This is a genomic window from Polyangium sp. 6x1, assembly GCF_029946515.1.
Lineage (GTDB): Bacteria > Myxococcota_A > Polyangia > Polyangiales > Polyangiaceae > Polyangium.
This window is the reverse complement of the sequence record NZ_JARZHH010000028.1, coordinates 57,060-81,324: the sequence shown is the minus strand read 5'-3', so window position 1 is coordinate 81,324 and position 24,265 is coordinate 57,060. Positions and strand designations below refer to the sequence as shown.

At 69.5% G+C, this 24,265-nt stretch carries 21 protein-coding genes and 2 tRNA genes; 11 read left to right on the top strand and 12 right to left on the bottom strand.

Annotated features, from left to right (window positions below; all coding sequences use genetic code 11):
- Positions 1 to 82 precede the first annotated feature (82 nt).
- On the top strand, positions 83 to 1,069 hold the full coding sequence (locus QHF85_RS25235) for a hypothetical protein (RefSeq protein ID WP_281329859.1): 987 nt from the start codon (positions 83 to 85) through the stop codon (positions 1,067 to 1,069).
- A gap of 71 nt (positions 1,070 to 1,140) precedes the next feature.
- On the top strand, positions 1,141 to 2,862 hold the full coding sequence (locus QHF85_RS25230; protein WP_281329858.1) for an amidohydrolase family protein: 1,722 nt from the start codon (positions 1,141 to 1,143) through the stop codon (positions 2,860 to 2,862).
- Between the two features lie 4 nt (positions 2,863 to 2,866).
- On the opposite strand, the gene QHF85_RS25225 is transcribed toward QHF85_RS25230, so the two are convergent.
- Positions 2,867 to 3,463: a DUF938 domain-containing protein gene (locus QHF85_RS25225; protein WP_281329857.1), complete on the bottom strand. Its 597-nt coding sequence runs from the start codon at positions 3,461 to 3,463 to the stop codon at positions 2,867 to 2,869.
- 31 nt (positions 3,464 to 3,494) lie between these two features.
- On the opposite strand from QHF85_RS25225, the gene QHF85_RS25220 reads away from it, so the two are divergent.
- Positions 3,495 to 4,733, top strand: coding sequence for a hypothetical protein (locus QHF85_RS25220; RefSeq protein ID WP_281329856.1), 1,239 nt, complete (start codon positions 3,495 to 3,497; stop codon positions 4,731 to 4,733).
- A gap of 6 nt (positions 4,734 to 4,739) precedes the next feature.
- Here QHF85_RS25220 and QHF85_RS25215 read toward each other — a convergent pair whose 3' ends face one another.
- The 5 genes from QHF85_RS25215 to QHF85_RS25195 all read right to left on the bottom strand — a co-directional run bounded on the left by QHF85_RS25215 (position 4,740) and on the right by QHF85_RS25195 (position 10,107).
- Positions 4,740 to 5,108: a hypothetical protein gene (locus tag QHF85_RS25215; protein WP_281329855.1), complete on the bottom strand. Its 369-nt coding sequence runs from the start codon at positions 5,106 to 5,108 to the stop codon at positions 4,740 to 4,742.
- Positions 5,105 to 6,448: an amidohydrolase family protein gene (locus tag QHF85_RS25210; RefSeq protein WP_281329854.1), complete on the bottom strand. Its 1,344-nt coding sequence runs from the start codon at positions 6,446 to 6,448 to the stop codon at positions 5,105 to 5,107. Before QHF85_RS25210 ends, QHF85_RS25215 begins: the two co-directional genes overlap by 4 nt.
- Complete coding sequence (locus QHF85_RS25205) at positions 6,445 to 8,070, bottom strand: amidohydrolase (RefSeq protein ID WP_281329853.1); 1,626 nt, start codon at positions 8,068 to 8,070, stop codon at positions 6,445 to 6,447. Before QHF85_RS25205 ends, QHF85_RS25210 begins: the two co-directional genes overlap by 4 nt.
- Before the next feature lie 66 nt (positions 8,071 to 8,136).
- Positions 8,137 to 9,348: a DUF2062 domain-containing protein gene (locus QHF85_RS25200; RefSeq protein WP_281329852.1), complete on the bottom strand. Its 1,212-nt coding sequence runs from the start codon at positions 9,346 to 9,348 to the stop codon at positions 8,137 to 8,139.
- A 3-nt stretch (positions 9,349 to 9,351) separates the two neighbouring features.
- Entirely contained in the window at positions 9,352 to 10,107 is a 756-nt protein-coding gene (locus QHF85_RS25195; protein ID WP_281329851.1) for a tetratricopeptide repeat protein, read from the bottom strand.
- Positions 10,108 to 10,208: 101 nt separating this feature from the next.
- Between QHF85_RS25195 and QHF85_RS25190 the strand changes: the two genes are divergently transcribed.
- Positions 10,209 to 12,224, top strand: coding sequence for a M23 family metallopeptidase (locus QHF85_RS25190; protein ID WP_281329850.1), 2,016 nt, complete (start codon positions 10,209 to 10,211; stop codon positions 12,222 to 12,224).
- Between the two features lie 16 nt (positions 12,225 to 12,240).
- Positions 12,241 to 12,678, top strand: coding sequence for a hypothetical protein (locus QHF85_RS25185; protein ID WP_281329849.1), 438 nt, complete (start codon positions 12,241 to 12,243; stop codon positions 12,676 to 12,678).
- Between the two features lie 115 nt (positions 12,679 to 12,793).
- On the opposite strand, the gene rpsI is transcribed toward QHF85_RS25185, so the two are convergent.
- Positions 12,794 to 13,189: a 30S ribosomal protein S9 gene (gene rpsI, locus QHF85_RS25180; protein WP_153820979.1), complete on the bottom strand. Its 396-nt coding sequence runs from the start codon at positions 13,187 to 13,189 to the stop codon at positions 12,794 to 12,796.
- Between the two features lie 14 nt (positions 13,190 to 13,203).
- Positions 13,204 to 13,647, bottom strand: a complete 444-nt coding sequence (gene rplM, locus QHF85_RS25175) for a 50S ribosomal protein L13 (protein WP_281329848.1) — start codon at positions 13,645 to 13,647, stop codon at positions 13,204 to 13,206.
- A gap of 193 nt (positions 13,648 to 13,840) precedes the next feature.
- Here rplM and QHF85_RS25170 point away from each other — a divergent pair, with 193 nt between their 5' ends.
- A complete protein-coding gene (locus QHF85_RS25170) occupies positions 13,841 to 15,064 on the top strand; it encodes an acyl-CoA dehydrogenase family protein (RefSeq protein WP_281329847.1) in 1,224 nt (407 codons plus the stop codon).
- A 22-nt stretch (positions 15,065 to 15,086) separates the two neighbouring features.
- Positions 15,087 to 16,310 carry an acyl-CoA dehydrogenase family protein gene (locus QHF85_RS25165; RefSeq protein ID WP_281329846.1) on the top strand — a complete coding sequence of 408 codons (1,224 nt, stop codon included), beginning with the start codon at positions 15,087 to 15,089 and terminating at the stop codon, positions 16,308 to 16,310.
- Positions 16,311 to 16,391: 81 nt separating this feature from the next.
- On the opposite strand, the gene QHF85_RS25160 is transcribed toward QHF85_RS25165, so the two are convergent.
- Positions 16,392 to 16,476 (bottom strand) — tRNA-Ser (locus QHF85_RS25160).
- Between the two features lie 69 nt (positions 16,477 to 16,545).
- A tRNA-Ser gene (locus QHF85_RS25155) sits at positions 16,546 to 16,632 on the bottom strand.
- An 86-nt stretch (positions 16,633 to 16,718) separates the two neighbouring features.
- Here QHF85_RS25155 and QHF85_RS25150 point away from each other — a divergent pair.
- Positions 16,719 to 17,513: a hypothetical protein gene (locus QHF85_RS25150; protein ID WP_281329845.1), complete on the top strand. Its 795-nt coding sequence runs from the start codon at positions 16,719 to 16,721 to the stop codon at positions 17,511 to 17,513.
- On the opposite strand, the gene guaB is transcribed toward QHF85_RS25150, so the two are convergent.
- A complete protein-coding gene (gene guaB, locus QHF85_RS25145; RefSeq protein ID WP_281329844.1) occupies positions 17,501 to 18,952 on the bottom strand; it encodes an IMP dehydrogenase in 1,452 nt (483 codons plus the stop codon). The two genes, QHF85_RS25150 and guaB, sit on opposite strands and share 13 nt — an antisense overlap.
- A 236-nt stretch (positions 18,953 to 19,188) precedes the next feature.
- Between guaB and QHF85_RS25140 the strand changes: the two genes are divergently transcribed.
- The 3 genes from QHF85_RS25140 to QHF85_RS25130 all read left to right on the top strand — a co-directional run bounded on the left by QHF85_RS25140 (position 19,189) and on the right by QHF85_RS25130 (position 23,232).
- Positions 19,189 to 20,685 carry a serine/threonine-protein kinase gene (locus QHF85_RS25140; protein WP_281329843.1) on the top strand — a complete coding sequence of 499 codons (1,497 nt, stop codon included), beginning with the start codon at positions 19,189 to 19,191 and terminating at the stop codon, positions 20,683 to 20,685.
- 94 nt (positions 20,686 to 20,779) lie between these two features.
- Positions 20,780 to 21,739, top strand: a complete 960-nt coding sequence (locus QHF85_RS25135) for a hypothetical protein (protein ID WP_281329842.1) — start codon at positions 20,780 to 20,782, stop codon at positions 21,737 to 21,739.
- The gene (locus QHF85_RS25130; protein ID WP_281329841.1) at positions 21,739 to 23,232 is read left to right on the top strand and encodes an SBBP repeat-containing protein; all 1,494 of its coding nucleotides are present in this window, start codon (positions 21,739 to 21,741) and stop codon (positions 23,230 to 23,232) included. The genes QHF85_RS25135 and QHF85_RS25130 overlap by 1 nt, the downstream gene beginning before the upstream one ends.
- On the opposite strand, the gene selD is transcribed toward QHF85_RS25130, so the two are convergent.
- On the bottom strand, positions 23,210 to 24,262 hold the full coding sequence (gene selD, locus QHF85_RS25125) for a selenide, water dikinase SelD (RefSeq protein ID WP_281329840.1): 1,053 nt from the start codon (positions 24,260 to 24,262) through the stop codon (positions 23,210 to 23,212). The two genes, QHF85_RS25130 and selD, sit on opposite strands and share 23 nt — an antisense overlap.
- Positions 24,263 to 24,265: the final 3 nt, after the last annotated feature.

The window sequence follows — 24,265 nt, the reverse complement described above, 5'->3', positions numbered from 1 at the left end:
TGAAGGGGGCATGACGCGATGGTCCATGCTGGTGCTCGGGGTTTTGGGTGTGTCGGCGTGTCGGGAGGAGAATCCGTTGGAGGTGAAACGTATTTCTTCCACGGATGAAGTGTGGTATGGTGTGGGGTTTGGCCTCGCGGGGGAGGTCGTGGTCTTCGACGCGGAGACCGGGGCCGTGCGGAGCTCGGCCGAAGGGGGCGGAGGGACGCCGCGCGACATGGCCGTCGATCCGGACGGCTCGCGATTGTGGGTGCTCGAAGAAAATGAGGATGCGTCGGGCGGCGAGATCCGGGTGTGTCCGTTCGACGAGGGCGCGGTGGGGGCGTGCGCGCACGCGGCGTGGGTGGATGGAGGCGGCGCGCTTTTCGCGACGAACGAGGGGCTCTGGGTGTTCGAGCACGCGACGTACGGGTCGCGGTGGAAGGTGCTGCGGGAGGGGACGATCGCAAAAGGGGTCCACGCGCCGCGGCCCGCTTCGGTGTGGAGGGAGGGAGACCGGGTGGAGGTGCTTTCGTATGGCGTGGACGATGACCGATTGATCCGGATGTCGGGGACGCTGACGGAAAACGGGTTGGTCGTGGCGACGGGCCTCGACCTGGGGTCGCCCGGCGAGAGGCCGCCGACGGCGCGATTCGTTCCGCTGTCGGCCGATTCCGGGCTGCTCTGGGACGTGGTCGGGGGTGATGTCGCCCTGCGGAAGGTGGGCGCCGAGGGCGCGGAGGAGGCCGTGATGCTCGGGGTCGGTCCGGGGATCGATAGGATCGAGGCGGCGGCGGTGCTCTCCGGGGCGGCGATCGTGCTGTCGACGAATACGTCGTGGATCGTGCAGCTCGGGGAGGAAAACGAGGTCCTCGGCGTGACCGCGGTCGCGCTCGAGGGAGAGGTTCGTCGCGCGGGTACATTTTTCTCGCGAGACCTGGCCACGGTCGGGGACCGGGCGCTCGTCGCGACCGACCAGGGCGTCCGCGCCATCCTGGTGGAAAAGGAGGGCAAGGCTGCGTTCCTCGACGATCGGTTCGATGGAAGCCGGCTGCGAGGTCCGCTTTTGGTGGTGCGCGCCTCGAATTGACGCGCCGCGTGCCACCAAGATGTCACGAAAAACGGAGTGCGGTTCGGAAGGAAAACCTGTACATTCGACTCGTGGCCTCCTCCCGAACCTTCGTCCTTTGGGCTCTTGGGTTGGTCTCGGTCGCGGGTTGCTCGGAGGAGCAGATCCTCACGCCGAGCAATCCCCTTCCGGTCGACGTCGACGAGGGGTTTGGCGGCGCGGGCGGCGACGCCGGGTCGGGCGGCGCGGGCGGCGTCGGAGGCGTCGGGGGCGCGGGCGGCGCGGGAGGAATGGGCGGCGTCGGGGGAATGGGCGGCGCGGGCGGAACGGGCGGCATGGGCGGCGGCGGCGGGGGCGGCGGCGCCGATGCCATCCCGGTCGACACCGATTGCGTGGCCGACATGGGGTCGCCCGAGGTGGTGAAGGTGGGGATGCCCGGAAAGCTGCGGCTCATCGGGTGTGTGGTCACCCCGGACAAAGCATTCGCGGGCGAGGTGCTCATCGAGAGCGACACGCTGACGTGCGTGGGCCCGTCGTGCGAGGAAGCGCCGGGCGCCGCGGACGCGACGGTCGTCAAGACGCACGGGGTCATCCTGCCGGGGATGATCGACACGCACAACCACATCCTGTTCGACATCTTCGACGAGTCGGATTGGAGCCCGACGAAGGCGTACGGCAACCACAACCAGTGGACGGCCGAGCCGCGTTACGGCGCGATGGTCGACGCGAAGCAATACCTGAACGGCGAGGGGACGCCGAACCTCGACCCGGGCTTCGGCTGCGAGATGAACAAGTACGGCGAAATGAAGGGCCTCGTCGCCGGGACGACGAGCATCGCCGGCGCGGCGAACCCGATCGACAAGACGTGTTATGGGTCGCTCGCGAGGACGATCGATCAAAAGGGAAATGACCTCACCGCGGACAAGGTGCAGGTCTCGACGCTGTTCCCGCCGTCGAGCGGGGATACGGTTTGCAGCAATTTCATCGTCGACAAGACGGACGCGTACGTCATTCATTGCGGCGAGGGCGTGGACGAGACGGCGAAAAAGGAGTTCACGACGCTCGGGACGTCGACGAACCCGGACGGGTGTTTGTACGCCGCGGAGACGACGATCGTGCACGGGACGGCCTTCGGGCCCGACGAGTTCGGGGTGATGGCGGACAAGGGCATGAGCCTCGTGTGGTCGCCGCGCTCGAACGTGTTTCTTTATGGCGGCGGGACAGACCTCACGAAGACGACGGACGTGCCGCTGGCGTTGTCGCTGGGCATCAATGTGGCGCTGGCGCCGGATTGGTCGCTCGGGGGCAGCCAGAATCTGCTCGACGAGCTGCGCTTCGCCAACAAGGTCGACAACGAGGCATTCGGCGACGTGCTCTCACCGGCCATGCTGGTCCGCATGGTGACGGTGAATGCGGCGAAGGCGCTCGGGCTGTCGGATGTGCTCGGATCGCTCGAGGTCGGGAAAAAGGCGGACGTGACGGTGATCGCGGGCGACGGGAGCATGCCTTTCCATGCGGTGCTCGCGGCGCGGCCGAAGGATGTGTCGCTCGTGGTGGTGAATGGCGTGCCGCTTTATGGAGACGCGGTGCTCGCGGCGCTCGGGCCCGCGGCGCCGGGCTGCGAGGCGCTCGATGTCTGCGGGGCGGCGAAGTTCGCCTGCGTGGCCGAGACGGGCGGCACGACGACGAACAAGTTCGGGCAGACGTGGGCCGAGATCACGCAGATCCTCTCGTCGGAGCTCACGACGTACGACGAGATGAACCTGTCGGCGTGGGATTTCGCGCCGCTCGCGCCGCTCGTGAAATGCGAATGATCGGTCAGGCCGTCCTGCGGAAGACGAGCGAATGATTGTTGGCGGGCATGGGGACGGTCTCCTCGTGCACGAAGCCCGTTTGCCGCGCGAGGCGCGCGAGGTCGTCGAGGTCGCGCACGCCCCAGGACGGGTCCCTCTCCCGTAACGAGGCGTCGAATGCCTCGTTGCTCGGCGCCGTGTACGAGCCCGAGAATCGATAAGGGCCGTACGTGAAGAGTACGCCGCCCGCGGGGAGAATGCGCGCGGCGCCGCGGAAGAGGCCCTCGCACGCGCGGAAGGGGGCGATGTGGATCATGTTGATGCAGACGATGGCGTCGGCGCGAGTGACGGGCCAGGCGTCCTCGGCGGCGTCGAGCTGGAGCGGGGCGAGGAAATTCGGGAGATCGAGCTCGGCGCGGTATGCGTCGATGCTGGCGAGCGCGTCGGGATCGGGGTCGGTCGGCTGGAACGTGACGCCGGGGAGGTGGGCCGCGAAGTGGGCGGCGTGCTGGCCTGAGCCGCTGGCGATTTCGAGGGCAAAGGCGCCGTCCGGCAGGACACGCCGGAGGACGTCAAGGATGGGATCGCGATTTCTCTCGGCTGCGGGGGCGCGTCGCTTCATGGGGGCCTCCGGGTGGTGTATCCTCGGGCGCGTGGAGCTTAGCAAGATGCGCGCGGGGAAAGCAAAGCGAGCTTTGTGGATCGTGGCCCTCGGGGCGTCGACGTTTGGCTGTCAGATCGTGGGCGGGCTGCCTTCCGAGCTCTCGCTCGACGATGATCCCGGGAGCCTGCCGCCGCGGGATGCGCTGATCTGGGAGGCGACCGAGCCCGGGCCGGAGATGGTCTACACGATGCCCGATTGGCTGTACTACATGAACAGGACGGATACGCCGCGCACGTCGCAGATTGGGCCGAATGCGCTGCGAATGGGCTACCAGAAGAACGAGCCGCGGCCGCGCAACGTGGGGACGGGCTGGGGGCTCGCGATGGAGACGGAGCGGACGAATTTGAATCCGCGCAGCCAGTGGGGAGGCGTGGGCTGGCAGGCGCCGCTCGAACAGGGGATGGGCACCATGCAAGGTGGGTTCGATCCCGCGGGCGGAATGGAGGGGACCCTCCTGATCAATCAGGGAAATCAGTTATCCCCCTTTGCACCCGTGGAGGGCTCGATCGCCTCGGCGTGGATCCAGGCCGTGGACGGCGAGGCGCCGCCGTTTGCGTATTTCGCGTACGGAAACTCGTTCACGACCATCGACGCGGACAAGGGCGTGTGGAAGCGGCTCGAAGTGACGAAGCCGGCCGGGGACGCCGGGGTCCTCCGGATTCAATCGCAGGCGATCGGGGATGCGCCGGCCATCGTGAGCCCGTCCACGCTGCTCGCATTCGGAGCGCAGGTGGAGGTGGGGACGTATCCTTCGAGCTTCCTTCCGACGACCGGGGCGCCGGCCCTCCGGGAGGCGGATCTGCTGCACGTCGACATGGAGACGCTGGCGCCGTCGGGGTATTTCGACGTGACGATCCGGTACGCGCCGCATTACGCGCAGCGCGAACAGGTCGTCGACCAGGACCTCGTCGCGCTGGAGGACGATAGCATCTTTTTTCGGATGAAGGCGGGCGCGATGGGAGGCACGCTGACGCTGCTCAAGGTGGGATCGCCCGACAATCTGCGGATCGAGGGGCTCGATTGGTCGCGGGATCAGGAGCTCGAAGTGCGGGTGCAATACCTGCCGAACCGGCGGCTCCTTTCGATCAAGGGCGCGACGAAGGGGGACGCGACCGTGTCGAAGCTCGGGCCGGTCGAGCCCGTGGGGAAGGATTCGACAGCGTGGCTGCTCGGAGACAACGACGGTCCGCAGGAGAGCGTGGATCTGAGGTATCTCGAAATTCGATAGACCGGATCAACGCAGGTAGAGCCAGAGCCAGCTCCCCGCGCCGAAGAGGACGCCCGCCCCGAGGGTCACGCCGAATCCACCGAAGAAGACCCATTGCCCGCGCTTCTTCTCCTGCGCGAGCCCCCACGCGATTGCGAAGAGGTGCGAGAGGACGAACACGACGCCCGCAGGCCAGGCGACGAGGCGGACGACGAGCTGGCCCATCGCCTCGGTATCGTGTTCGATCTCGGAGAGGCGCGCGAAATGAAGGTGGATCGTGAGCGGCATCGAGGCGATGGCCCACACGAAGGCGAGCGGATAGCCGAAGAAATGGCCGACGGCGAGGCGTTCGAGGAAGAGGCGAACGCGAAACCGAGGCGAGGCGGGCGCGTTCACCGGGCGATGGGGAGTTTTCTGTACCGCGTGAACAAGGCCGATTGGCGGTTCGCGAGGTCGACCTTCTTGCCACGAATGACGACGGCGAGCGGGCGCGAGGCGATTTCGAGCGGATCGCCGGACCAGACGACGAGGTTCGCCACCTTGCCCGGGGCGAGCGTACCGTATTTGGCGCCGAGCCCGAGCGCCGCGGCCGGGGCGCTCGTGATCGCCGCGATGGCCGCCGCGTGCGGCAATCCCGCGCGGACGGCATTGCCGGCGACCTGGCGGAGCTTGCGCGCATTGTGGGTGTCGGCCGTGGTGATGACGACGGGGACGCCGGCGGCGTGGAGGAGAGCCGCATTGTCGTCGCGCATGCCGAGGGTGTCGAAGCTCGTGGGGCCGGGTTCGAGGGGATTGACGATCACCGGGATCTTCGATTCGGCGAGGCGCGGCGCGATCTTCCAGGCCTCGGCGCCGCCCGCGATGACGGGGCGGAGGCCGAATTCCTTGGCGAGCGCGACGGCCGCGAGGATGTCGGCGGCGCGGTCGACGTGAAAGACGACCGGGACGCGGCCGGCGAGCGCGTCGCCCATGGCTTCGAGGTCGAGCCGGCTCGCCGAGAAGGCGCGGCTCTGGTTGCGCTCCCAGGCGGCGCGGTTTTTCTGGAAGGTACGGGCGTCGTCGAGGACCTCACGCGCGAGGAGCAAGGCCGACGCGGGGCCGCCCCGATCGCCGTTGAGGCTGCCGTCGAGGTGGACGTGGAGCGCGAGGGGGCCCGGGGCGAGGGTCGATTCGCGGCTGTCGCCGTCGAGGTCGGCCCAGGCGGATTGTCCGGAAAAAAGGCCGCCAAAAGGGACGACGGCGGCGGAGGTGACGCCTTCGGCGCGCGTGATGCCGATGAGGGTGGAGGCGGGGTTGTAGCCGTCGGCGGCGCGGAAGGCCGCGCGAACGGGGTCCTTGCCGCCGCGATCGTCGTCGCGCGTGGAGTCTTCGAGCGAGACCTCGACGAGGCCGATCGACGTGAGCGCGTCGACGAAGCCGGGCGTGACGATGGCGCCCTTGGCGTCGATCGTGGCGACGCCGGTCGGGACGGCGAGGCCCTTGCCGATCTTTTGAATGAGGCCTTTTTCCACGAGGATCGTGGCGTCATCGAGGACCTCGCCCGTGCCCGTGTGGACATGCCCGCCGACGATTGCGATCGGCGCGGCCGCGGCAGGCTCGGCGGTTTTCGCCGCGGCGGGGGCCGGGGCGGGCGCGGGGCGGGCGGGCTGCGCGAACGCCTCCGTCGTCGTGAAAAAGGTGGTCAGGACGAACAGGGACGAGACAAACGTATTTCGCGGGGAACGGGGGTTCGTCACGGCGCACCTCCGGGCAGAAGGGTCGTGGGCCGGCCGGTGTCCTGGCCGAGCTCGAAATCGCTCCAGGGCGGGCGTTTTTTGCCTTTCTGGTACACGGGGGCGCCGTCGATGAAGACCTCCTCGGCCGAGGCGTAGACCGAGAAGGGATGGCGATCCCAGAGGACGACGTCCGCGTCCTTGCCGACTTCGAGCGTGCCGACGCGTTGTTCGATCCCGAGGGCCCAGGCGGGGTTGTACGTGAGCCAGCGAATGGCTTCCTCGTCCGTGAGGGGCATTCCGGCGCGCCGGCCGCTCGCGAGCGCCTTGCTCGCCTCCTGGTTCATGCGCTGGATGCCCTCGGGCGAGTCGGTGTGCACGATCGGCAGGGCCCCCGATTCCTGGAGCAGCGCGATGTTCTCGGGGATGCCGTCGTACGCCTCCATTTTGAAACCCCACCAATCGGCCCAGGTGGAGACGGAGACGCCCTTTTTCGCGAGGACGTCGCGAATCTTGTACGCTTCCAGCGCGTGGTGGAAGCTCCGCACCCGGAAGCCGACCTCGTCGGCGAGCGCGAGCATCGCGAGCATGTCGTCGGCGCGGTAGCAATGGACGTGGACGAGGACGCTGCCGCGCATGGCGCCGATGAGCGTCTCCTTGGCAGGGTCACGCGCAGGCGCGGCGCCCGGGTCGCTCGGCCTCGGGGGTTCGAGGGGTTTGTCCCAGTCTTTTTGCCATTCGGCGCAGGAGGAGAAATAAGGGTCGTCCTTGCATTGCGCCTGTTGCTTGTTTCGGGATTCGAGCTGGGCCTCGTACGCGGCGCGTTTTTTCTGGTCGTCGCGGAGGCGGTTCGCCTCGGTGATGCGATGACGCTGCCAGTCTTCTTCGTGTTTTTTCGCGTCGAGGAAGGCCTTGCGTTGCATGGCGAGGTTGCCCATGCGCGTGCCGGGCATCGAATGGCGCTCGACGCCGTACGTGCGCTTGGGGTTCTCGCCGCAAGCCATCTTGAGGCCGTCCGGCGCGCCGGGAAAATGCATCTGCCGGGGAGAAAGGGCAGGGCGGAGTTTTAACGTGACGGCGCGGCCGCCGACCAGGTTCGCCGAGCCGGGGAGGATCTGGAGCGTGGTGACGCCGCCGGCGACGGCGCGCTCGATGGCCGGATCCTGAGGCCAGAAGCCGTCGACGGTCTGCACGTCGGGCGTGACGGGCGAGCTCGCCTCGTTGCCGTCGAGGTGCGCGACGGTGCCCGGCATCGGATAGACGCCGAGGTGCGAGTGCGTATCGATGATGCCAGGCGTGACGAATTTGCCGGCCGCGTCGAGGACACGCGCGCCCTCGGGCGGCGGAATGTCGCCCTCGGCGACCGCGGCGATCTTGCCGTCCCGCAGGAGAATGCTGCCGCGCGAGATCGTCTTGCCCGTGGCGAGCCAGAGCGTCGCATTGCGGATGAGGACCGGCGGCGACGCGGCGGCAGGCGTTTCGGTGCCCGCGGCCGTGGAGGGGCGCGCTTCCCAGGGGAAAGGGACGTCGGGCGGAGGCGCCTCGGCCTTCGCGGGCGAGCTCGGAGGCGCGGAGGTCGAGGAGGCGCAGGCGGGCAGCGCGAGCAGGAGCGGCGAAAGGAGCCGGAATGCGCGGCGGGAAAACATCGGGCGGGACGGTATCACACCCGGACGAACGTGCGGGGTACACGCGTATCGCCGCTTGCTGCGGGATCACGCTGCGGGGGCATTCTCCAGCGAGGGGCGTCGCGCCACGACGAGCACGTTGGAGAAGGGCGTGGAGCCCCAGGCCGGGAGGACTTCGCAGTGGAAGCCGCGCGCTTCGAGGAGCGCGGTGATGCTCCGCGCGGGCCGGAAACGGACACGCTCGCCGCGGTTGAATCGTACGGCCGTGAAGATCTTTTCCTCGAGCAAGGTGGCGAAGCTGCGGGCACCGCGCTCGGTGTCGGCCTCGCGCACGAGCAGGCGGCCGCCGGGTCTCACGTGATCGGCGGCGCAGTGGAGGATCGCGTCCTGCTCTTCGAGCGTGAAGTAGTGGAGGAGGTCGATGAGGAGCACGGTGTCGGCAGGCGTGGCCTCGAAGCGACGCGCGTCCTCGCGCGCGAACGTGGCCGCGGCAGGACGGGCGCCGTCGGGGCGCGTGGCGGCGGCGCGACGCGCGGCCTCGATCTTGGTCTCGTCCCAGTCGAGGCCATGCGCGCGCGTGGCGCGGCCGAGGTCGAGCAGGAGGATCGGGAGCTGGCCGCGGCCCGTGCCGATGTCGAGCACGTCGCCGAGCGCGCCGTCGCGCGGGCCTTCGATGTCGGCGATGAGGCGCGCGACAGGGTCGAGCGAGAGCTTGATGCGGACGTAGTGGAAGAGGCTTTTGTCAGCGGCGGAAGGGCTCTCGGGCGAGGCGAAGCGCGAGGCGACGCGCTCGGCGGCGACGATCCAGGGAGGCGCGCTCGTAGGGAGGCGGTAGGGCGGGAGCGCGCCCGAGGCGGGGCGGATGGCGCGTTTGGAAAGGACAAACGCGACGGTGAGGGCGAAGCCGGCGGCGGCGAGGGCGAGTCCGACGAGGGGAGCGCCGACGAGCATGTAGGCGGCGAAGTCCGCGAGGGCGCGGTAGCCAGCTTCGATCGGATGTTCGAGGCGGAGCCATGCGCCGGTGCGCAGGCGCGCGCCGACCTGGATTTCCGCGGTGATGAGGAACGGCGCGAAGAAGGGGTTCGAGACGTTCGCCGCGGCGTACGCGAGCACGGCGTGCAGGCGCAGCCGCAAGCAGACGACGAGGACGAGGAGGAGGTGGAACCCGAAGACCGGCAGCGAGCCGATGAACAGGCCGACGGCGACGGCTGCGCCGAGCCGCGCGGGAGAAAGGTCCTCGCCTTGGAGGTCACGGAAGGCGCGCCGGAGCTCCTCGCGCCAGAGGGAAAAGGTCGCCAAGCTTTATGTCGGAGTTGATGCGCCCTCGCGGGAGCTGCTGGTCTTTCGGGCCGCGCGCGCGTTGCGCTGGGCCTCGACCAGGCGAAGGTACATCTTCGCGCTCTTGTTGTCCGGGTCGACCGAGAGCGCCGAGCGGAAGCAAGCGACGGCCTGATCGGGGCTGCCGAGGGCGAGCATCGTGAGGCCGAGCAGGACGTGGGCCGGCGCGTACCGCGGGTTCGCCTCGATGGCCGCGGTGTAGTGCTCGCGGGCGAGGGCGTGGTTGCCCTGGTCGCGGTAGAGGTTGCCGAGGCGAGCCTGCAAATCGGGGAAACGCGGGCAAAGGTCGACGGCGCGGCGCAGCTCCGCGATGGCGTCGCGGGGGCTGCCGGCGTCGAGGTAGGCCTGCGAAAGGTCCGCGTGCATGTTGGCGATTTTCCCGCGGACGAACGGGTCCGAGGTGGTGCCCGTGTGCTCCGACTGGATGCGCCGGTAGACCTCGCGCGCGGCCTCGTAGTCGCCGAGGTCGGCGTGCGTGACCGCGAGGTTCATGAGCGCCTCGGTGTAGGCGGGGTTGATGCGCGCGGCGTTCGCGAAGTGGAACCGCGCACCCACGAGATCCCCGCGATCATGGAGGATCACGCCCAGCATGTCGTGCACGTCGGCGAGCTCGCCATGGAGCGCGAGCGCTTGTCTCAGGGCGGGCTCGGCGCGGTCGTAATCCCGTCGTTGGTAGTGCTCTCGCGCGACGCGGAGCAGGTCCTTGAGGCGCTCATCCATGCCCCAAAGCTTACGTCGGCCAGGCCGGCTCGGCGATGCGCGACAGCAAAAAAGCCTACGTTTTCAAGTACTTCGACCGAGGCGGAAGGGAAAGCGCGTGCGTGCACGCCGCCCTTGCCGCCTCCGTCTGCTCGGGGTACGTGCATCCCGTGGCGGACGTCCCGGAGCCGATCATCCCCGTCGAAGAGCGCACAGGTCCCCAGGCGCCCGAGCTCGACGACATGAACGATCCGTCGCCCGAGCCGGGAGGCAGCGTCGCGGATGCTTCGAGGTCCAAGCGTCCTCGGCTCGTCGTGCCGCTGCGAAGGCGCGAAGCCGAGGGCCCGCCCGCCGCGCCGCGAGGGCCGCTCTCGGGGCTGTCGGGGCTCGCGGGCGGAGGCGCTGGCACGCCGCCCTCGTCGGGGCTCGAAGGCCCGTCGGCGAGGCCGCTGCCGCGCGCGCACGGAGGCGTGTACCTCACGCCGCGCATGACGGCGATCTTCGGCGGCCTGTTCGGCCTCGCGACGGTGACGTCGATCATCGCGCTCCTGATCCAGGTGGTGCCGCCGCGCAACGAGCGCGCGCTCATCGCGGGCGCCGCGCTCACGCACCAGGCCTCGACGCCGGAGAACGCGCAAGGCGGGTCGAAAGCGCAGCCGAAGAAGAAGCGCGAGCCGGTCCCGGGGCCGTGGCGCCTGTCCGAGCTCGCGAAGGATCCGTCGGTGCTGATCGTGTCGGGGACGATCGATCGCAAGAGCTTCGTGGAGGCGCTCGCGGAGAAGGACGTTCCGAAGGCCCAGACCTATCGGATCATGAAGGCCTTCGACGGCACGCGGAAGTTCGACAAGTGCGGCCGCAAGGACAAGTTCTTCGCGGCGCTCGATCGCGCGACGAAGCGCCTGCGCGCCTTCGAGTACGAGGTCTCGTCGCTCGAGGTCTACCAGGCGCGCGAGGATCAGAACGGCATCCTCGCCGGCACGCGGCTCGACATGAAGGTCGCCGAGGCCGAGGTCGTGGGCGCGTTCTACGTGAGCAAGGACGTCGTCGCGTCGTCTCTGGCTGGCGGCCTGGAGGACGGGATCCTCACGACGATCGACGACGCGCTCGGCGGTCGCATCTCGTCGGAGGCGTTCGAGGAAGGCTCCACCGTGCGTGTGATCGCGGTGGAGGAGACGGCCCTCGGGATGTTCGCGCGATACAAGAAGATCGTCGCGCTCGAGTACAGGCCCGCCGATCCCGCGGAGAAGCCGATCCGCATCTACTCCTTCAACGGGCAGGAGGCGCGCGGCTACTGGGACGATCACGGCAAACAGCCCTACTCGGGCGGCTGGCGTTCGCCGGTCCCGGGCGCGCCGGTGACGTCGCACTTCAACCCGAAGCGCATGCATCCCGTGCTGAAGAGGCCGATGCCGCACAACGGCACGGACCTCGGCGCGCCGACGGGGACGCCGGTGTACTCGGCCTACAAGGGCACGGTCGACTGGGTGGGGCCCGCGGGGCCCAGCGGGAACCTGGTGACGATGATGCACCCGAACGGCGTCCAGACGGGCTACGCGCACCTCTCGCGCTTCGCGCCCGGCATCAAGGTCGGCATGAAGCTCGGCGTGCACCAGCTCGTGGGGTACGTCGGTTCGACGGGCCGATCGACAGGCCCGCACCTGCACTTCAGCGCGAAGAAGGACGGCAAGTTCTTCGACGCCTTGACGCTGCAGATGGACGGCGAGCGCGTGCTGCCGCCGATGGATCGCGCGGCGTTCCTGGAGGCGAAGGCGGAGCTCGATCGACGCCTCGACGCGATCCCGCTGCCGGAGCCGCCGCCCGAGAAGCCCGCGCCCGCGGCCGCAGCGCCGGGCGCGCCGCCGTCGCCCGCAGTGGGGAGCGCTGCGCCTGTCGCGCCGGGCGCGCCGCCCTCGCAGCCGGCGGGTGAGCCGGCCGCGGCCCAGCCGCCCGGGTTTGTCGAGGAGACGGGCGACGACGATGAAGGCGGCGGGATTCCGATCCCCGCGCCGCTCTTGAACGGCCTGCCGATGGGACCGTCGTCGGCGACGCCGATCGCGGGCCCCGGCAAGAAGCCCCCGGCCGGGCCTACGCCCGAGGCGCCCCCGGATGATCCGGGTGAAGAGTCCGAAGCGCATTGAGCGCGGCGAGGTTCGTTTGAGCCGCAACGAATCGGCCAGGCCAACACGGATCGCGCAGGCGGGTGACAGCGTGCTCGAGGCGGAGGAGCCCGACCTCGTGATCTACCGCCTCGGCGGGGTCGTCGACGGGCACCACCTCCGGGCGCTGCGCGCGGCCGAGGGCCAGTGGAACGCGGGCAAGCCGTACTTGCTCGTGCTGGTCGACATCTCGCGGCAGTTGAGCTCGACCATGGACGCGCGCAAGGCCTCGACCGAGCCCGCGCTCGGGACGCACAACCGCGCGCTCGCGATCTGCGGCGGCAACCACTACGTGCAGGTCCTCTCGGACCTCGCCGTCCGGGCGATGCGCTCGCTCTCGCGCACCACCGTGCAGGTGCGCTTCTTCCCGGACGAGGCAACCGGGCGGGCCTGGCTCGCCTCGCAGCGCGCCGATCTCGTGGCGAAAGCCGGCTGATCGAGCTCGAACCGGAAGACGCGCGTCGCGTCGACATCCGCGGTCGCCTGTGGACAAAACACCAAAACCCCCTGTCCTTGCGGAGAGGGGGTTCTGGGAATCGAGCGGGAAGCGATCAGCGCTTCGAGTACTGGAAGCGCTTGCGGGCGCCCGGCTGACCGTACTTCTTGCGCTCCTTCTTGCGCGCGTCGCGCGTCAAGAAGCCGGCGCGCTTCAGCGAGGCGCGGCGCTCGGGATCGGCGAGGCAGAGGGCGCGCGCGATGCCGTGGCGCATCGCCTCGGCCTGCGCGCTGTGTCCGCCGCCGGCCACCGTGGCCTGCACGTCGTACTGGTCGACGAGCTCCAGGAGCTCGAGCGACTGGCGCATGATCATCTGGTTGGTCTCGCGCACGAAGTAGTCGTTCGCGCCGCGAGCGTTCACCGAGATCTTGCCGGAGCCCGGCGAGATCCACACGCGCGCGACGGCCGTCTTGCGCTTACCGGTAGCGTAGATGCGATTGTTCTCGGGCATGGATCGGCCTCAGTTCACGCAAGGGGCTGCGGCTTCTGCGCCGCGTGGGGATGATCCGGTCCGGCGTACACCTTGAGCTTCGTGATGAGCTCGCGACCGAGGACGTTCTTCGGGAGCATGCCCTTGACCGCCTTCACGATCGGCAGCTCGGGCTTGCGCTCGAGCAGGTGACCGTAGGCCTCGGTTCGGAAGCCACCCGGCTCACCGCTGTGCCGGACGTACTGCTTCTGCTCCAGCTTGCGTCCCGTGAGCGCCACCTTCTGGGCGTTCACGATGATCACGAAATCCCCCGTGTCGACGTGGGGCGTGAACGTGGGCTTGTTCTTGCCGCGCAGGATGGTCGCGACTTGCGAGGCGAGGCGGCCGAGGGGCTTGCCCTCCGCATCGATCACCCACCACTTACGATCTGCGAGCGCCTCTGCAGGCTTGGCGCTGTACGACTTGGGGACAGGATTCATCGCTCGGACTCCGAGGGACACCGGCTAGCTGAAAGGGTCGCAACTTCTACAGGCGGGGTGGCGGTCTGTCAAGGATCGACAAGGTCAAAACCGCATCGGATCGTTCGTGATCCACCCGTCTTCCCCACAGCCCGGTGCGTAAAACCCGCGGCGTTGACGGGCAGGCCGCCCTTGACGGACCTTGCTCGGACCCATGATTGCCTTCGAACCGACCGAAGACCAGCGGCTCATGCAGGAATCCGTGGCGGAATTCGCGAAAGCCACGCTTCTGCCCCGGACACGCGAGCTCGAGCACGCCCGGGGCGTACCCGAAGACATCCGGCGGACGGCGCACGAGATGGGGCTCGGGCTCGTCTCGACCCCCGAGGCCGCCGGTGGTCAGGGCCAAGGGCTCGTGACCTCCGTGCTGATCGAGGAGGAGCTCGGCGCCGCCGACGCAGCCGCGGCGTTCGGCCTCGCAGGGCCCGGCGCATTCGGGCGCGCGGTGATCGAGCTCGGCGGACCGGAGCGCGCCGTCGAGCTGCTCGCAGGGTTCGCGGAGGAAGAGGGCTGGGATCGGTTCGGCGCGGTCGCGTGGAGCGAGCCCGCGCCGTGTCGCACGCACGAAGGTTTTTCCACGAAGGCCGAGCGGATCGACGAGGGCTACCGGATCACGGGGAAGAAGGCGTTCGTGGGGAACGCAGCGATCGCCGATCGGTTCCTCGTGTTCGCGCAGGTGGAGCCCGAGCGCGGGTGGGACGGGATCGGCGCGTTCGTGGTGCGGCGAGACAACGCGGGGCTGCGCGTGGGCGAGCGGCACAAGACGCTCGGGCTCGACGCGGCGAGCTTCGGCGAGGTCGCGCTCGAAGGCGCGGTCGTGCGCGACGCGGATCGGCTGCACGGCGACGGAAGCGAGGAAGGTTTTACCCGCGCGGCGCTGCGCTTCTTCGTGAAGCACGCGCTCGTCGTGGCGGCGCGGGCGGTGGGGCTCTCGCGCTTCGCGTTCGAGCTCGCGCGCGAGCACTGCGACACGCGCGTCGCGTTCGGAAAGCCCATCGGTCACTTCCAGGCCGTCGCGTTCACGCTCGCGGATCGGGCGATGGACGTGGAGACGTCGCGCTGGCTCGTGTGGAAAGCGGCGGCGGCGTGGGACGCGGGTCTGCCCGAGCGGGAGGCGCTGCTCGCGTCGGCGCGCGCGGCGGCGCACGCGTTCGAGGCGACGATGCGCACGGCGGACGACTGCGTGCAGCTCTTCGGCGGCTCGGGCTTCATCCGCGACCTCGTGGCCGAGAAGCTGATGCGCGATGCGAAGCAGCTCATGCTCGCGGCGCCGACGGCCGAGCAGCTCGATCAGCTCGCGAGCGCGATCGAGCTCGGGCAGAGGCTCGACCCCGCGCTCGTGCTGCCCACCCCCGACACCCAGGCGATCTTCACCTGACGGAACGAACGAGGAGCCGACGATGATCGAATTTGCTTTGAGCAAGAAGCAACAGGAGCTGAAAGACGCGCTCCACTCGCTCGGACGTCACGTGATCCGGCCGATGAGCCTCGACATGGATCGCAACAAGGACGTGCCGGAGTCGTTCCTGCGCAACTTCATGATGATGTCGAGGGGCTTTCGCTCGGACGACATCGCGGAGTTCCAGGAGGGCGCGCCGCGCAAGGAGCGGGATCCGAGCAAGCCCTCCGAGTCGAACCGCACGGCGGTGATCGCGGCCGAGGAGCTCGCGTGGGCGGACGCGGCGATCCCGCTCAGCATGCCGGGGCCGGGGCTCGGCGCGCCGCCGGTGCGTGCGACGGGGACGCCGGAGCAGAAGAAGCGGTTCCTCGGGATGTTCCGCGACATGGACACGGGCCCGCTCAAGTGGGGCGCGTACGGGCTGACGGAGCCGGGCGCGGGCAGCGACGTGGCAGGCATCCGCACGAGCTGTCGCAAGGACGGCGCGCACTGGGTGCTGAACGGGCGCAAGTGCTACATCACGAACGGCGGACGCGCGGTGTGGACCGTCATCTTCGCGACCGTGGATCCTTCGCTCGGGCGCGCGGGGCATCGCGCGTTCGTGGTGGAGAAGGGGACGCCCGGGTTCGAGGTCGGCAAGATCGAGGACAAGATGGGCCTGCGCGCGAACGAGACGGCGGAGCTCGTGCTCGAAGATTGTCGCGTGCCGGAGGAGAACCTGCTCGGCGGCGAGGAGGCGTATCGATCGAAGGAGGGCTTCATGACGGCGATGAAGACCTTCGACAACACGCGGCCGCTCGTCGCGTCGATGGCCGTGGGCATCGGGCGCGCGGCGTACGAGTACGCGCGCGACTTCGTGAAGCAGAACTACGTGCTCGCGCGGCCGATCCCGAGGTACGCGGCGATCGCGGAGAAGCTCGCGCGCATCGGCCGGCGGCTGGAGGCGGCGCGCCTGCTCGTGCACCGCGCGACGTACCTCGCGGACATGAACATCCCGAACGCGAAGGAAGCGAGCATGTCGAAGGCGGCGGCGGGGCAAGCGGCGACGCTCGCTTGCATCGACGCGATCGAGATCTGCGGCGCGCACGGGACGCTCTCGAACGAGCACGCGCTGCTCGAGAAGTGGTTCCGCGACATCAAGGTCTACGACATCTTCGAGGGCACCGGGAACATCCAGCGCGTGGTCATCTCGAAGCGGATCGTGTCGAACCTGAAGTCGTTTTGACGTCCAACGGTTGGTGAACAAAACGAAAAAGGGTCTGCTTCGCGGCAGACCCTTTTTGCTTCAGACGTCGGGATTTCTCAGCGGAGAGGGCGGGATTCGAACCCGCGGTACGTTGCCGTACACACGATTTCCAGTCGTGCACCTTCGACCACTCGGTCACCTCTCCAAGCGCACTCGTGACAACGCGCCGGTAGCTGGGGGCCATCGGCGCGCGTCACGTTTACGCTGGTCTGTGCGGAGAGAGCGGGATTCGAACCCGCGGTACCCGTGAGGGTACACCTGATTTCGAATCAGGCACCTTCGGCCTCTCGGTCACCTCTCCGCGGGCGAAGATGGCAAAAGGCGGCCGCCTGGTCAAGCATCGTCCGTCCTTGCCAACGAAGAAATATCCAGCGTAAGGCTCGGGGCATGTTCCCGCTCTCCCCGAAGGCCCGGCCGGCCCGCGTGTTTGGCGCAGCCGCGCTCCTCGTCTCCCTCCTCGGAGCCGAAGAGGCGCGCGCCCAGACCGCCGAGCCCGCGCCCGCGCCCACGCCGTCCCCGTCGCTCCCCCCGGCCCCGTCGAAGAAGCCGCGACAGACCGCGGTCGACCTCTCGGCCTTCGTCGGCGGCGGCGTTCGGGTCGGCGACGCCCCCCTCTTCCCGATCACGCAGCGCAGCGGGGCCACGTTCGGCTTCGGGCTCGCCTACCTTCTGTCCCCGCTCTCGGTCGGGCTCACGTACGAGCACGCGGGCCTCGGCCGCGAGGACAGCGGCGTCGTGCCCTTCGGCGCCGTTCACATCGCTCGCTCGACCGACACGCTGTGGGCCTCGGTCCGCATGCGCTTCTCCGGCCTCGAGCCCATCGTGCCGTTCTTCGGCGTGGGCCTCGGCGCCGTCTGGCAGAGCGCGCATGCCGACGGCGTCTTCCTCGTCGATGGAGGGCTCCGCGGCGGACAGACGTTCTCCTGCTCCGCGACGGACAGCCTGAACCTCGGCCTGCGCGCCATCGCGGGCGTCGAAGTGCCGCTCGGAAAGACGGTCTCGTTCACCGGCGAAGGTTCGTTCGACGCCTACCGCCTCTCGAGCGAGGTCATCGACGGCTGCGCGCCCGGCGCCGGGACGACGAACTCAATCTTCTTCCGCGTGGGCCTTCTCTACCGCTTCGATCTCACCGAGGGCCGCGACAAGCCGCTGCCCCCGACGAGTGCTCGTCACGTGCGGTAGTTCGGCGCCTCTTCCGTGATGATCACGTCGTGCACGTGGCTCTCGCGGAGCCCTTGCGACGTGATCCGCACGAAGCGCGCCTTCTGCCGGAGCTCGGCCACCGTCGAGCAGCCCGTGTAGCCCATGCCCGAGCGCAAGCCGCCGACGAGCTGGAACAGGATCGAGCCGAGCGAGCCGCGGTACGGCACGCGGCCCTCGATGCCCTCGGGCACGAGCTTCTCGTCCGCAGCGCCGCCCTGCCCGTAACGATCCTTCGAGCCCTTTCGCATCGCGCCGAGCGAGCCCATGCCGCGGTACACCTTGTAGCTGCGGCCCTGGTAGAGCACGAGGTCGCCCGGCGCCTCGTCCGTGCCCGCGAAGAGCGAGCCGACCATCACGCTCCACGCGCCCGCGGCGAGCGCCTTCGTCACGTCGCCCGAGTACTTGATGCCGCCGTCGGCGATGATCGGGATGCCGTGTCGATCGGCGACGCGCGCGCAGTCGGAGACGGCCGTGATCTGCGGGACGCCCACGCCCGCGACGATGCGCGTCGTGCAGATGCTGCCCGGCCCGATGCCGACCTTCACCGCGTCCGCGCCCGCGTCGACGAGCGCCTCGACGGCCTCGGGCGTGGCCACGTTCCCGCCGACCACGTCGAGGTGCGGGAAGCGGTTTTTCACGCGCTTGACGGTCTCCAGCACGCCACGCGAGTGGCCGTGCGCCGTGTCCACGACGAGCACGTCGACGCCCGCAGCCGCGAGCGCCTCGGCGCGTTCGTCCGAGTCCGACCCCGGGCCGAGCGCTGCGCCGACGCGCAGGCGGCCGGCCTCGTCCTTCAGCGCGTCCGGGTTTCGATCGGCCTGCAGGAGGTCCTTGATCGTGATGAGACCGATGAGCTTGCCGTTCTCGACGACGAGCAGCTTCTCGATGCGGTGCGCGTGGAGCAGCTCCTTCGCGCGGTCGTTCGAGACGCCGGGCGGCACTGTCACGAGCTCGCGGGTCATGAGCGCGCTGACGGGCTGATCGAGGTTCTTCTCGAAGCGGATGTCGCGCGCCGTCAGGATGCCGACGGGCTTGCCGCCTTCGACGACGGGCACGCCGCTGATGTCGTGCTCGTTCATCACGCCGAGCGCGTCGCGCAGCGACTCGTCGGGGCGCACGGTCACGGGCGAGGTGATCATGCCGCTCTCGGCGCGCTTCACGCGCTCGACCTCGCGCGCTTGCTGCGCGACCGTGAGGTTCTTGTGGATGATGCCGAGGCCGCCGGAGCGGGCCATGGCGATGGCGGCGCGTCCTTCGGTGACCGAGTCCATCGCCGCGCTGACGAGCGGGATGTTGAGCGGGATGCGCCGGCTGAAGCGCGCCCGCACGTCCACCTGGTTCGGCAGCACTTCGCTATAGGCCGGGACCAAGAGGACGTCGTCGAAGGTCAGGCATTCGCGGAGCTTGTCGTCGAGCATCACTTCCTCGGGACGGGAGGCGCGGGTCTAGCGCGGCCCCGCCGCGGACGCCACGGATCCGGGGGCATCGTTGTGTCGGTGCCCACGGCATAATGGTAAATATTTGTAACAATTGCGTAAAATTGGCGGCTCAGCGCGCCCGTTTCGGGTGCTTTGGACGGTCGTTCACAGGAGATGCCGGGCGGCGCGGCGCGACTATTGAAAGCGGAACACCGCGCGCATAGAAGGAAGATCCCTTGGCGGAACCGGATGCGGGGCTGCTCGCCCCCGGCAAGATCTTCCACGGCCATTACGAGGTCGTGCGTTGCGTCAGCACCGGCGCCATGGGCGCGATCTACGAGGTCATCGACCAGAAGACGCTGCGCCGCCGCGCGCTCAAGGTGATGCTGCCAGGCCTCGTCGGCAGCCCCGAGATGCGCGAGCGCTTCAAGCTCGAAGCCACGGTCACCGCCGACATCGTCAGCGAGCACATCGTCGAGACGTTCGACGCCGACGTCGACGCCGACACCGGCGCGCCCTTCCTCGTGATGGAGCTCCTCCGCGGCGACGACCTCGCGAACGTGCTCGGCGACCGGGGAAAACTCTCGCCGCCCGAGATCGTCCTCGTGCTCTCGCAGGCCGCGCGCGCGCTCGACAAGACGCACGCCGCGGGCATCGTCCACCGCGATCTCAAGCCCGAGAACATCTTCATCACGTACCGCGACGACGGCACGCCCCGCGTCAAGCTGCTCGATTTCGGCATCGCCAAGGTGCTCGCCTCCGGCCAGCACGGCGGCATGAAGCAGCAGACGATCAACCTCGGAACGCCGCCGTACATGTCGCCCGAGCAGATCCTCGGCGAAGGCACGATCGATCATCGCGCCGACCTCTACGCGCTCGCCCACATCGCCTACGCGCTGCTCGTCGGCGAGCCGTACTGGCTCGAAGAGAGCCGCACACTCGAGTCGCTCTACACGCTGCTCCTGCGCATCGTGGAGGGCGCGAAGGAGCCGGCCTCGGTGCGCGCGCGTCGTTACGGCGTCGAGCTGCCGCAGGCCTTTGATGCCTGGTTCACCCGCGCGACGTGGCCGAAGCCAGACGGGCGCTATACGAAGGCCACGGACCTCGTCCTCGCCCTCGCGCAGGTGCTCGGCGTCCCGCTCGATTCGCGGCCGCTCACGTCCTCCGGTGACTGGGTCACGGCGACCTCGGTCCGCCAGCTCGCGGGCGGCCTCTATCGTCCGCCCGTCCCCGGCGCGCCTTCGTCGAGTCCGGGCATGCCCGCACCCGTGCCGCCGCTCCCGCCCGCGCCCGCGTTCCGGCCGCCGGGCGCGGCGCCGTACGGACCGTACGCGAAGCCCCAGGCAGCGACCCCGACGACGAAGAAGTCGAACCGCAAGGCGATCGGGGCTGTGCTGCTCGTCGCGTTCGTCGTGGGGATCGGCGTCGCGGCGATCGTCCTTCGCCTCTCGGGCCCGGTGAGCGGGACGGCCAGCGCGCCGGCCGCAGGCGGCGTCCCAACGACGAGCGCTCCGGTCGTCGCCGCGGCCACGCCTGAAGCCCGCACGCCTTCGAGCGCCGCGACGGCCGAGGCGACGACGGCGGCGCCTGCGCCCTCGCCCACGAGCGCCAATACACCGGCGGCCGCAACCACCACCGGCAAGGCGGCAAGTCCAACGACCACCCCGACGAACCCCTCGACCAAGCGCACGACGAAGAAGCAATCGGGGTATGATCCGCTCCGTGAGCTCTGAGCCACGCGGTCCCGCTGCGCTGTCGTGCACAGAAATCGCTCGCTCCCCGCGGAAAACCCGCCCGGGCAGCGCTGTTCGTGCGCGCGTCGGATCCGTGCTCGTCGCGTGCCTCGGAGCGTCGATCGCCCTCGCGCCGCTGCGTGCGGCGGAGGCACAGAGCGCGTCGGTCCCCGATCCCGCGGCGGCCGCGCTCTTTCAGGCGGGCCGGGATCTGCTCGATCGCGGCAACTGGAAGGAGGGCTGCGCCAAGTTCGAGGCGAGCATGATCCTCTACCCCGCGGCGAGCACGCTGCTCAACATCGCGCGATGTTACGAGCACGAAGGAAAGCTCGCGCTCGCGTGGTCGGCCTACCAGCGCGCGATCGTCCTGAACCGCGAGACGCAAGGCGAGGAGCGCAAGCGCGCGCTCGAGGACGTCGCGCAGAAGGGGCTCGCGAAGATCGAGCCACGCCTGCCGCGCATCAAGATCGCCGTGAGTGGCGGCGCGCCTGCGGGGCTGCGCGTCACGCACAACGGCAAGGACGTGCCCGTCGCCATGCTCGGCACGGTCATCCCCGTGGATCTGGGCCCGCAGTCGATCAGCGCCGACGCGCCCGGCTACGAGCCGTTCGCGAAGACCGTGGACGTCACCGAGGGCAAGGTCGTCGACGTGGCGATCGCGCTGCGCACCGACGAGGAGGCCGCGGGAGGCCGGCGCATCCCGATCTGGGCGTGGGCGGCCGGGGGCGCCGGCATCGCGCTGCTCGCAGGCGCGGCGGCGTTCCGGATCGATCAGGCGTACGTCGAGGGCAAGCAGGCAGGCATCTGCGACGGCGACGTCACGAAGCACTGTCCGTCCGAGGCCGTGTACGACCCCGCGGACGACAACGCGCGCAAGAACCGCGATAGCGGCCTCTTCATCGGCCTCGGCATCGGCGGCGTCGCGGCGCTCTCTGCGGCCGTCGTCGGGATTGTCATGGCGCCGAAGACGGGCGCATCGCGCACGGCGAAGCTCACGACGTGGCCGTGGGTCGGCCCGGATGGCGCGGGCGCGGGGATCGGAGGTCGGTTCTGATGAAGCGCGCGGACCTCGCAGGCACGCGGCTCGGGATCTCGCTCGCGGCGATGATCACGATGCTCGGATGCGCGGCCCCGGACGCCGTGCCCGGCGACGGCGGCGGCGGCAATACGGGTCCCACGACAGGGCCGGGCGGACCGTCGACCGTGGTCGGGACCGACGTCGCGTGGGCCCGCACCTTCGGCGATGCATCCGCCACCGCGCAACGTGGCCGCGACGTGAGTTTCGACCCGAAGAGCGACACGATCGTGACGACCGTCGAGTTCAACGTGACGCTCGACGTCGTGGGTCTGCCCGGCTCGCCCCTGACGACCACGGGCGGCACCGACACGCTCGTCCTTCGGTACCCCACCGACGGCGACGTCCCGCTGTGGGGCGCGCGCGTCGGAGGCACCGGCGAGCAAGCCAGCGTGTCGGCCGCGATCGACGTCGCGGGCAACGTCGTCGTCGCCGGCGGCTTCCAGGGGGCGCTCGATCTCGCGGGCACGTCGCTCAACGCGAACGGCGTCGCGGACGTGTTCGTCGCGAAGTTCGATCCGTCGGGCAACGCGCTCTGGGTCAAGCAGTTCGGCGACGGGGAAGCCCAGATCGCGACGGACGTCGCCGTCGACGACGAAGGCAACATCATCGTCGTCGGCTTCGCCAAGAGCGCGATCGACTTCGGCCTCGGCCCCGTCACGCCCGTGTCCGACCAGGATCTCTTCGTCGCCAAGTTCGATCCTGGGGGCACCAACGTCTGGGCCATCCGCCCGGGCCGCGCCGCGGATCTCGACTACCGCAACCCGACGATCTCCGTCGCGCACGTGGGCGATGGCAAGGTCGTGGTGACCGGCGCCTCCGAGGGGCTGCTCGCGTTCCCGCCGCTCGCGATCCCGGCGAAGGGGCAAGGCGACGCGTTCCTCGTCGAGATCGGCGCGGACGGCCAGGCGATCTGGGGCGACTCGTTCGGCGCGATGAACACCCGGCAACGTGGCTACGGCGTCGCGGCGGGGCCCGAGGGCGAGATCGCGATGACCGGGGAGATGACGGGCACGGTGAACTTCGGCGGCGTCGATCTCGAGAGCCGCGGCGGCGCCGACATGTTCGTCGCGGTTTACAACGCCGCGGGCAAACATCGCTGGAGCCGCCGCTTCGGAGGAGCTGCCACGCAGAGCGGACGCGGCGTCGCGATCGACGGCGAAGGCAACGTCCTCGTGACGGGCCTCTACGCCGGCGCGCTCGAGTTCTTCGGGGAGAACGCGTTCGTGAACGTCGACCTCGCCGACTCGGCGTGGGACGGGTTCACGACGAAGCTCGATCCGACGGGTTCGGTCGTCTGGGCCGTGAGCTTGAGCGGACCGCAGCAGCAAGTCCCCTCGGCCATCGCGGCCCTCTCGGATGGCAGCGCCGTCGTGGCGGGCTGGTACGAGAACCAGCTCTTGCCGAGCGGCGCTCAGGCGCTGCCGGGCACGGGCGACGCCGACGGGTTCATCCTGTCGCTCGCGCCGTGACGCGAATCTTTCCGGCCGGCCCGTCGTCGAGCCTGCCCACGATCGCACGCGCCGGCGTGCCACGCGCTTCGAGCTCGGCGATGAGCGCGTCCACGCGTGACGGCTCCACCGCGATGAGCAGCCCGCCCGAGGTCTGCGCGTCGGAGAGCACGAGCTCGGCGGGTTTGTCGATCCCGTCCTCGTAGCTCACGTGATCCTTCAGGAAGCGCCAGTTCGCGTGTGTCCCACCGGGCGCGATGCCTTCCTTCACGTAGGTCCACGCTTCCTCCACGACGGGCACCGCGTCGAGCCACACCGTCGCGCCGCATCCGCTCGCGGCCACCACGTTCCGCAGGTGCCCGAGCAGCCCGAAGCCCGTCACGTCCGTCGCTGCGTGCGCGCCGATGGCCGTCATCGCCTCGCACGCGCCGCGGTTCAGCGTCGACATGAGCCGGATCGCCTTGCCGATCGCACCGAGCGCATCCTTGTTCTGCTTGGCCGCCGTCGTCAGGATCCCGATCCCGAGCGGCTTCGTCAGCACGAGCAGATCGCCCGGACGACCTCCGGCGTTCGACACCACGCGATCGGGGTGCACCACGCCCGTCACGGCGAGGCCGTAGATCGGCTCGTCCGTTTTGATCGTGTGACCTCCAACGAGATCGATCCCTGCCTCGCGGGCCTTCTCGGCGCCGCCGCGCAGGATCTCCGCGAGGATCGAGGCGTCGAGCGTGTCGTCGGGGAAGCCCACGAGGTTCAGCGCCGTCAGCGGCTTGCCGCCCATCGCGTACACGTCGCTGAGCGCGTTCGTCGCGGCGACCGCGCCGAAGTCGTACGGATCATCGACGACAGGCGTGAAGAAGTCTGTCGTGAGCACGAGCGCCGTGTCCGCCGAGAGCCGGTAGACGGCCGCGTCGTCTGCGGTGCTCGTCCCGATCATCACGTTCGGATCGGTGATCGGCGGCAGACCTCGGAGGAGCGGGAAGAGGTAGCCGGGCGGATGTTTGGCCGCGCAGCCGGCGCGCTTGGCGACCTGGGTGAGCCGTACGGTCATGGT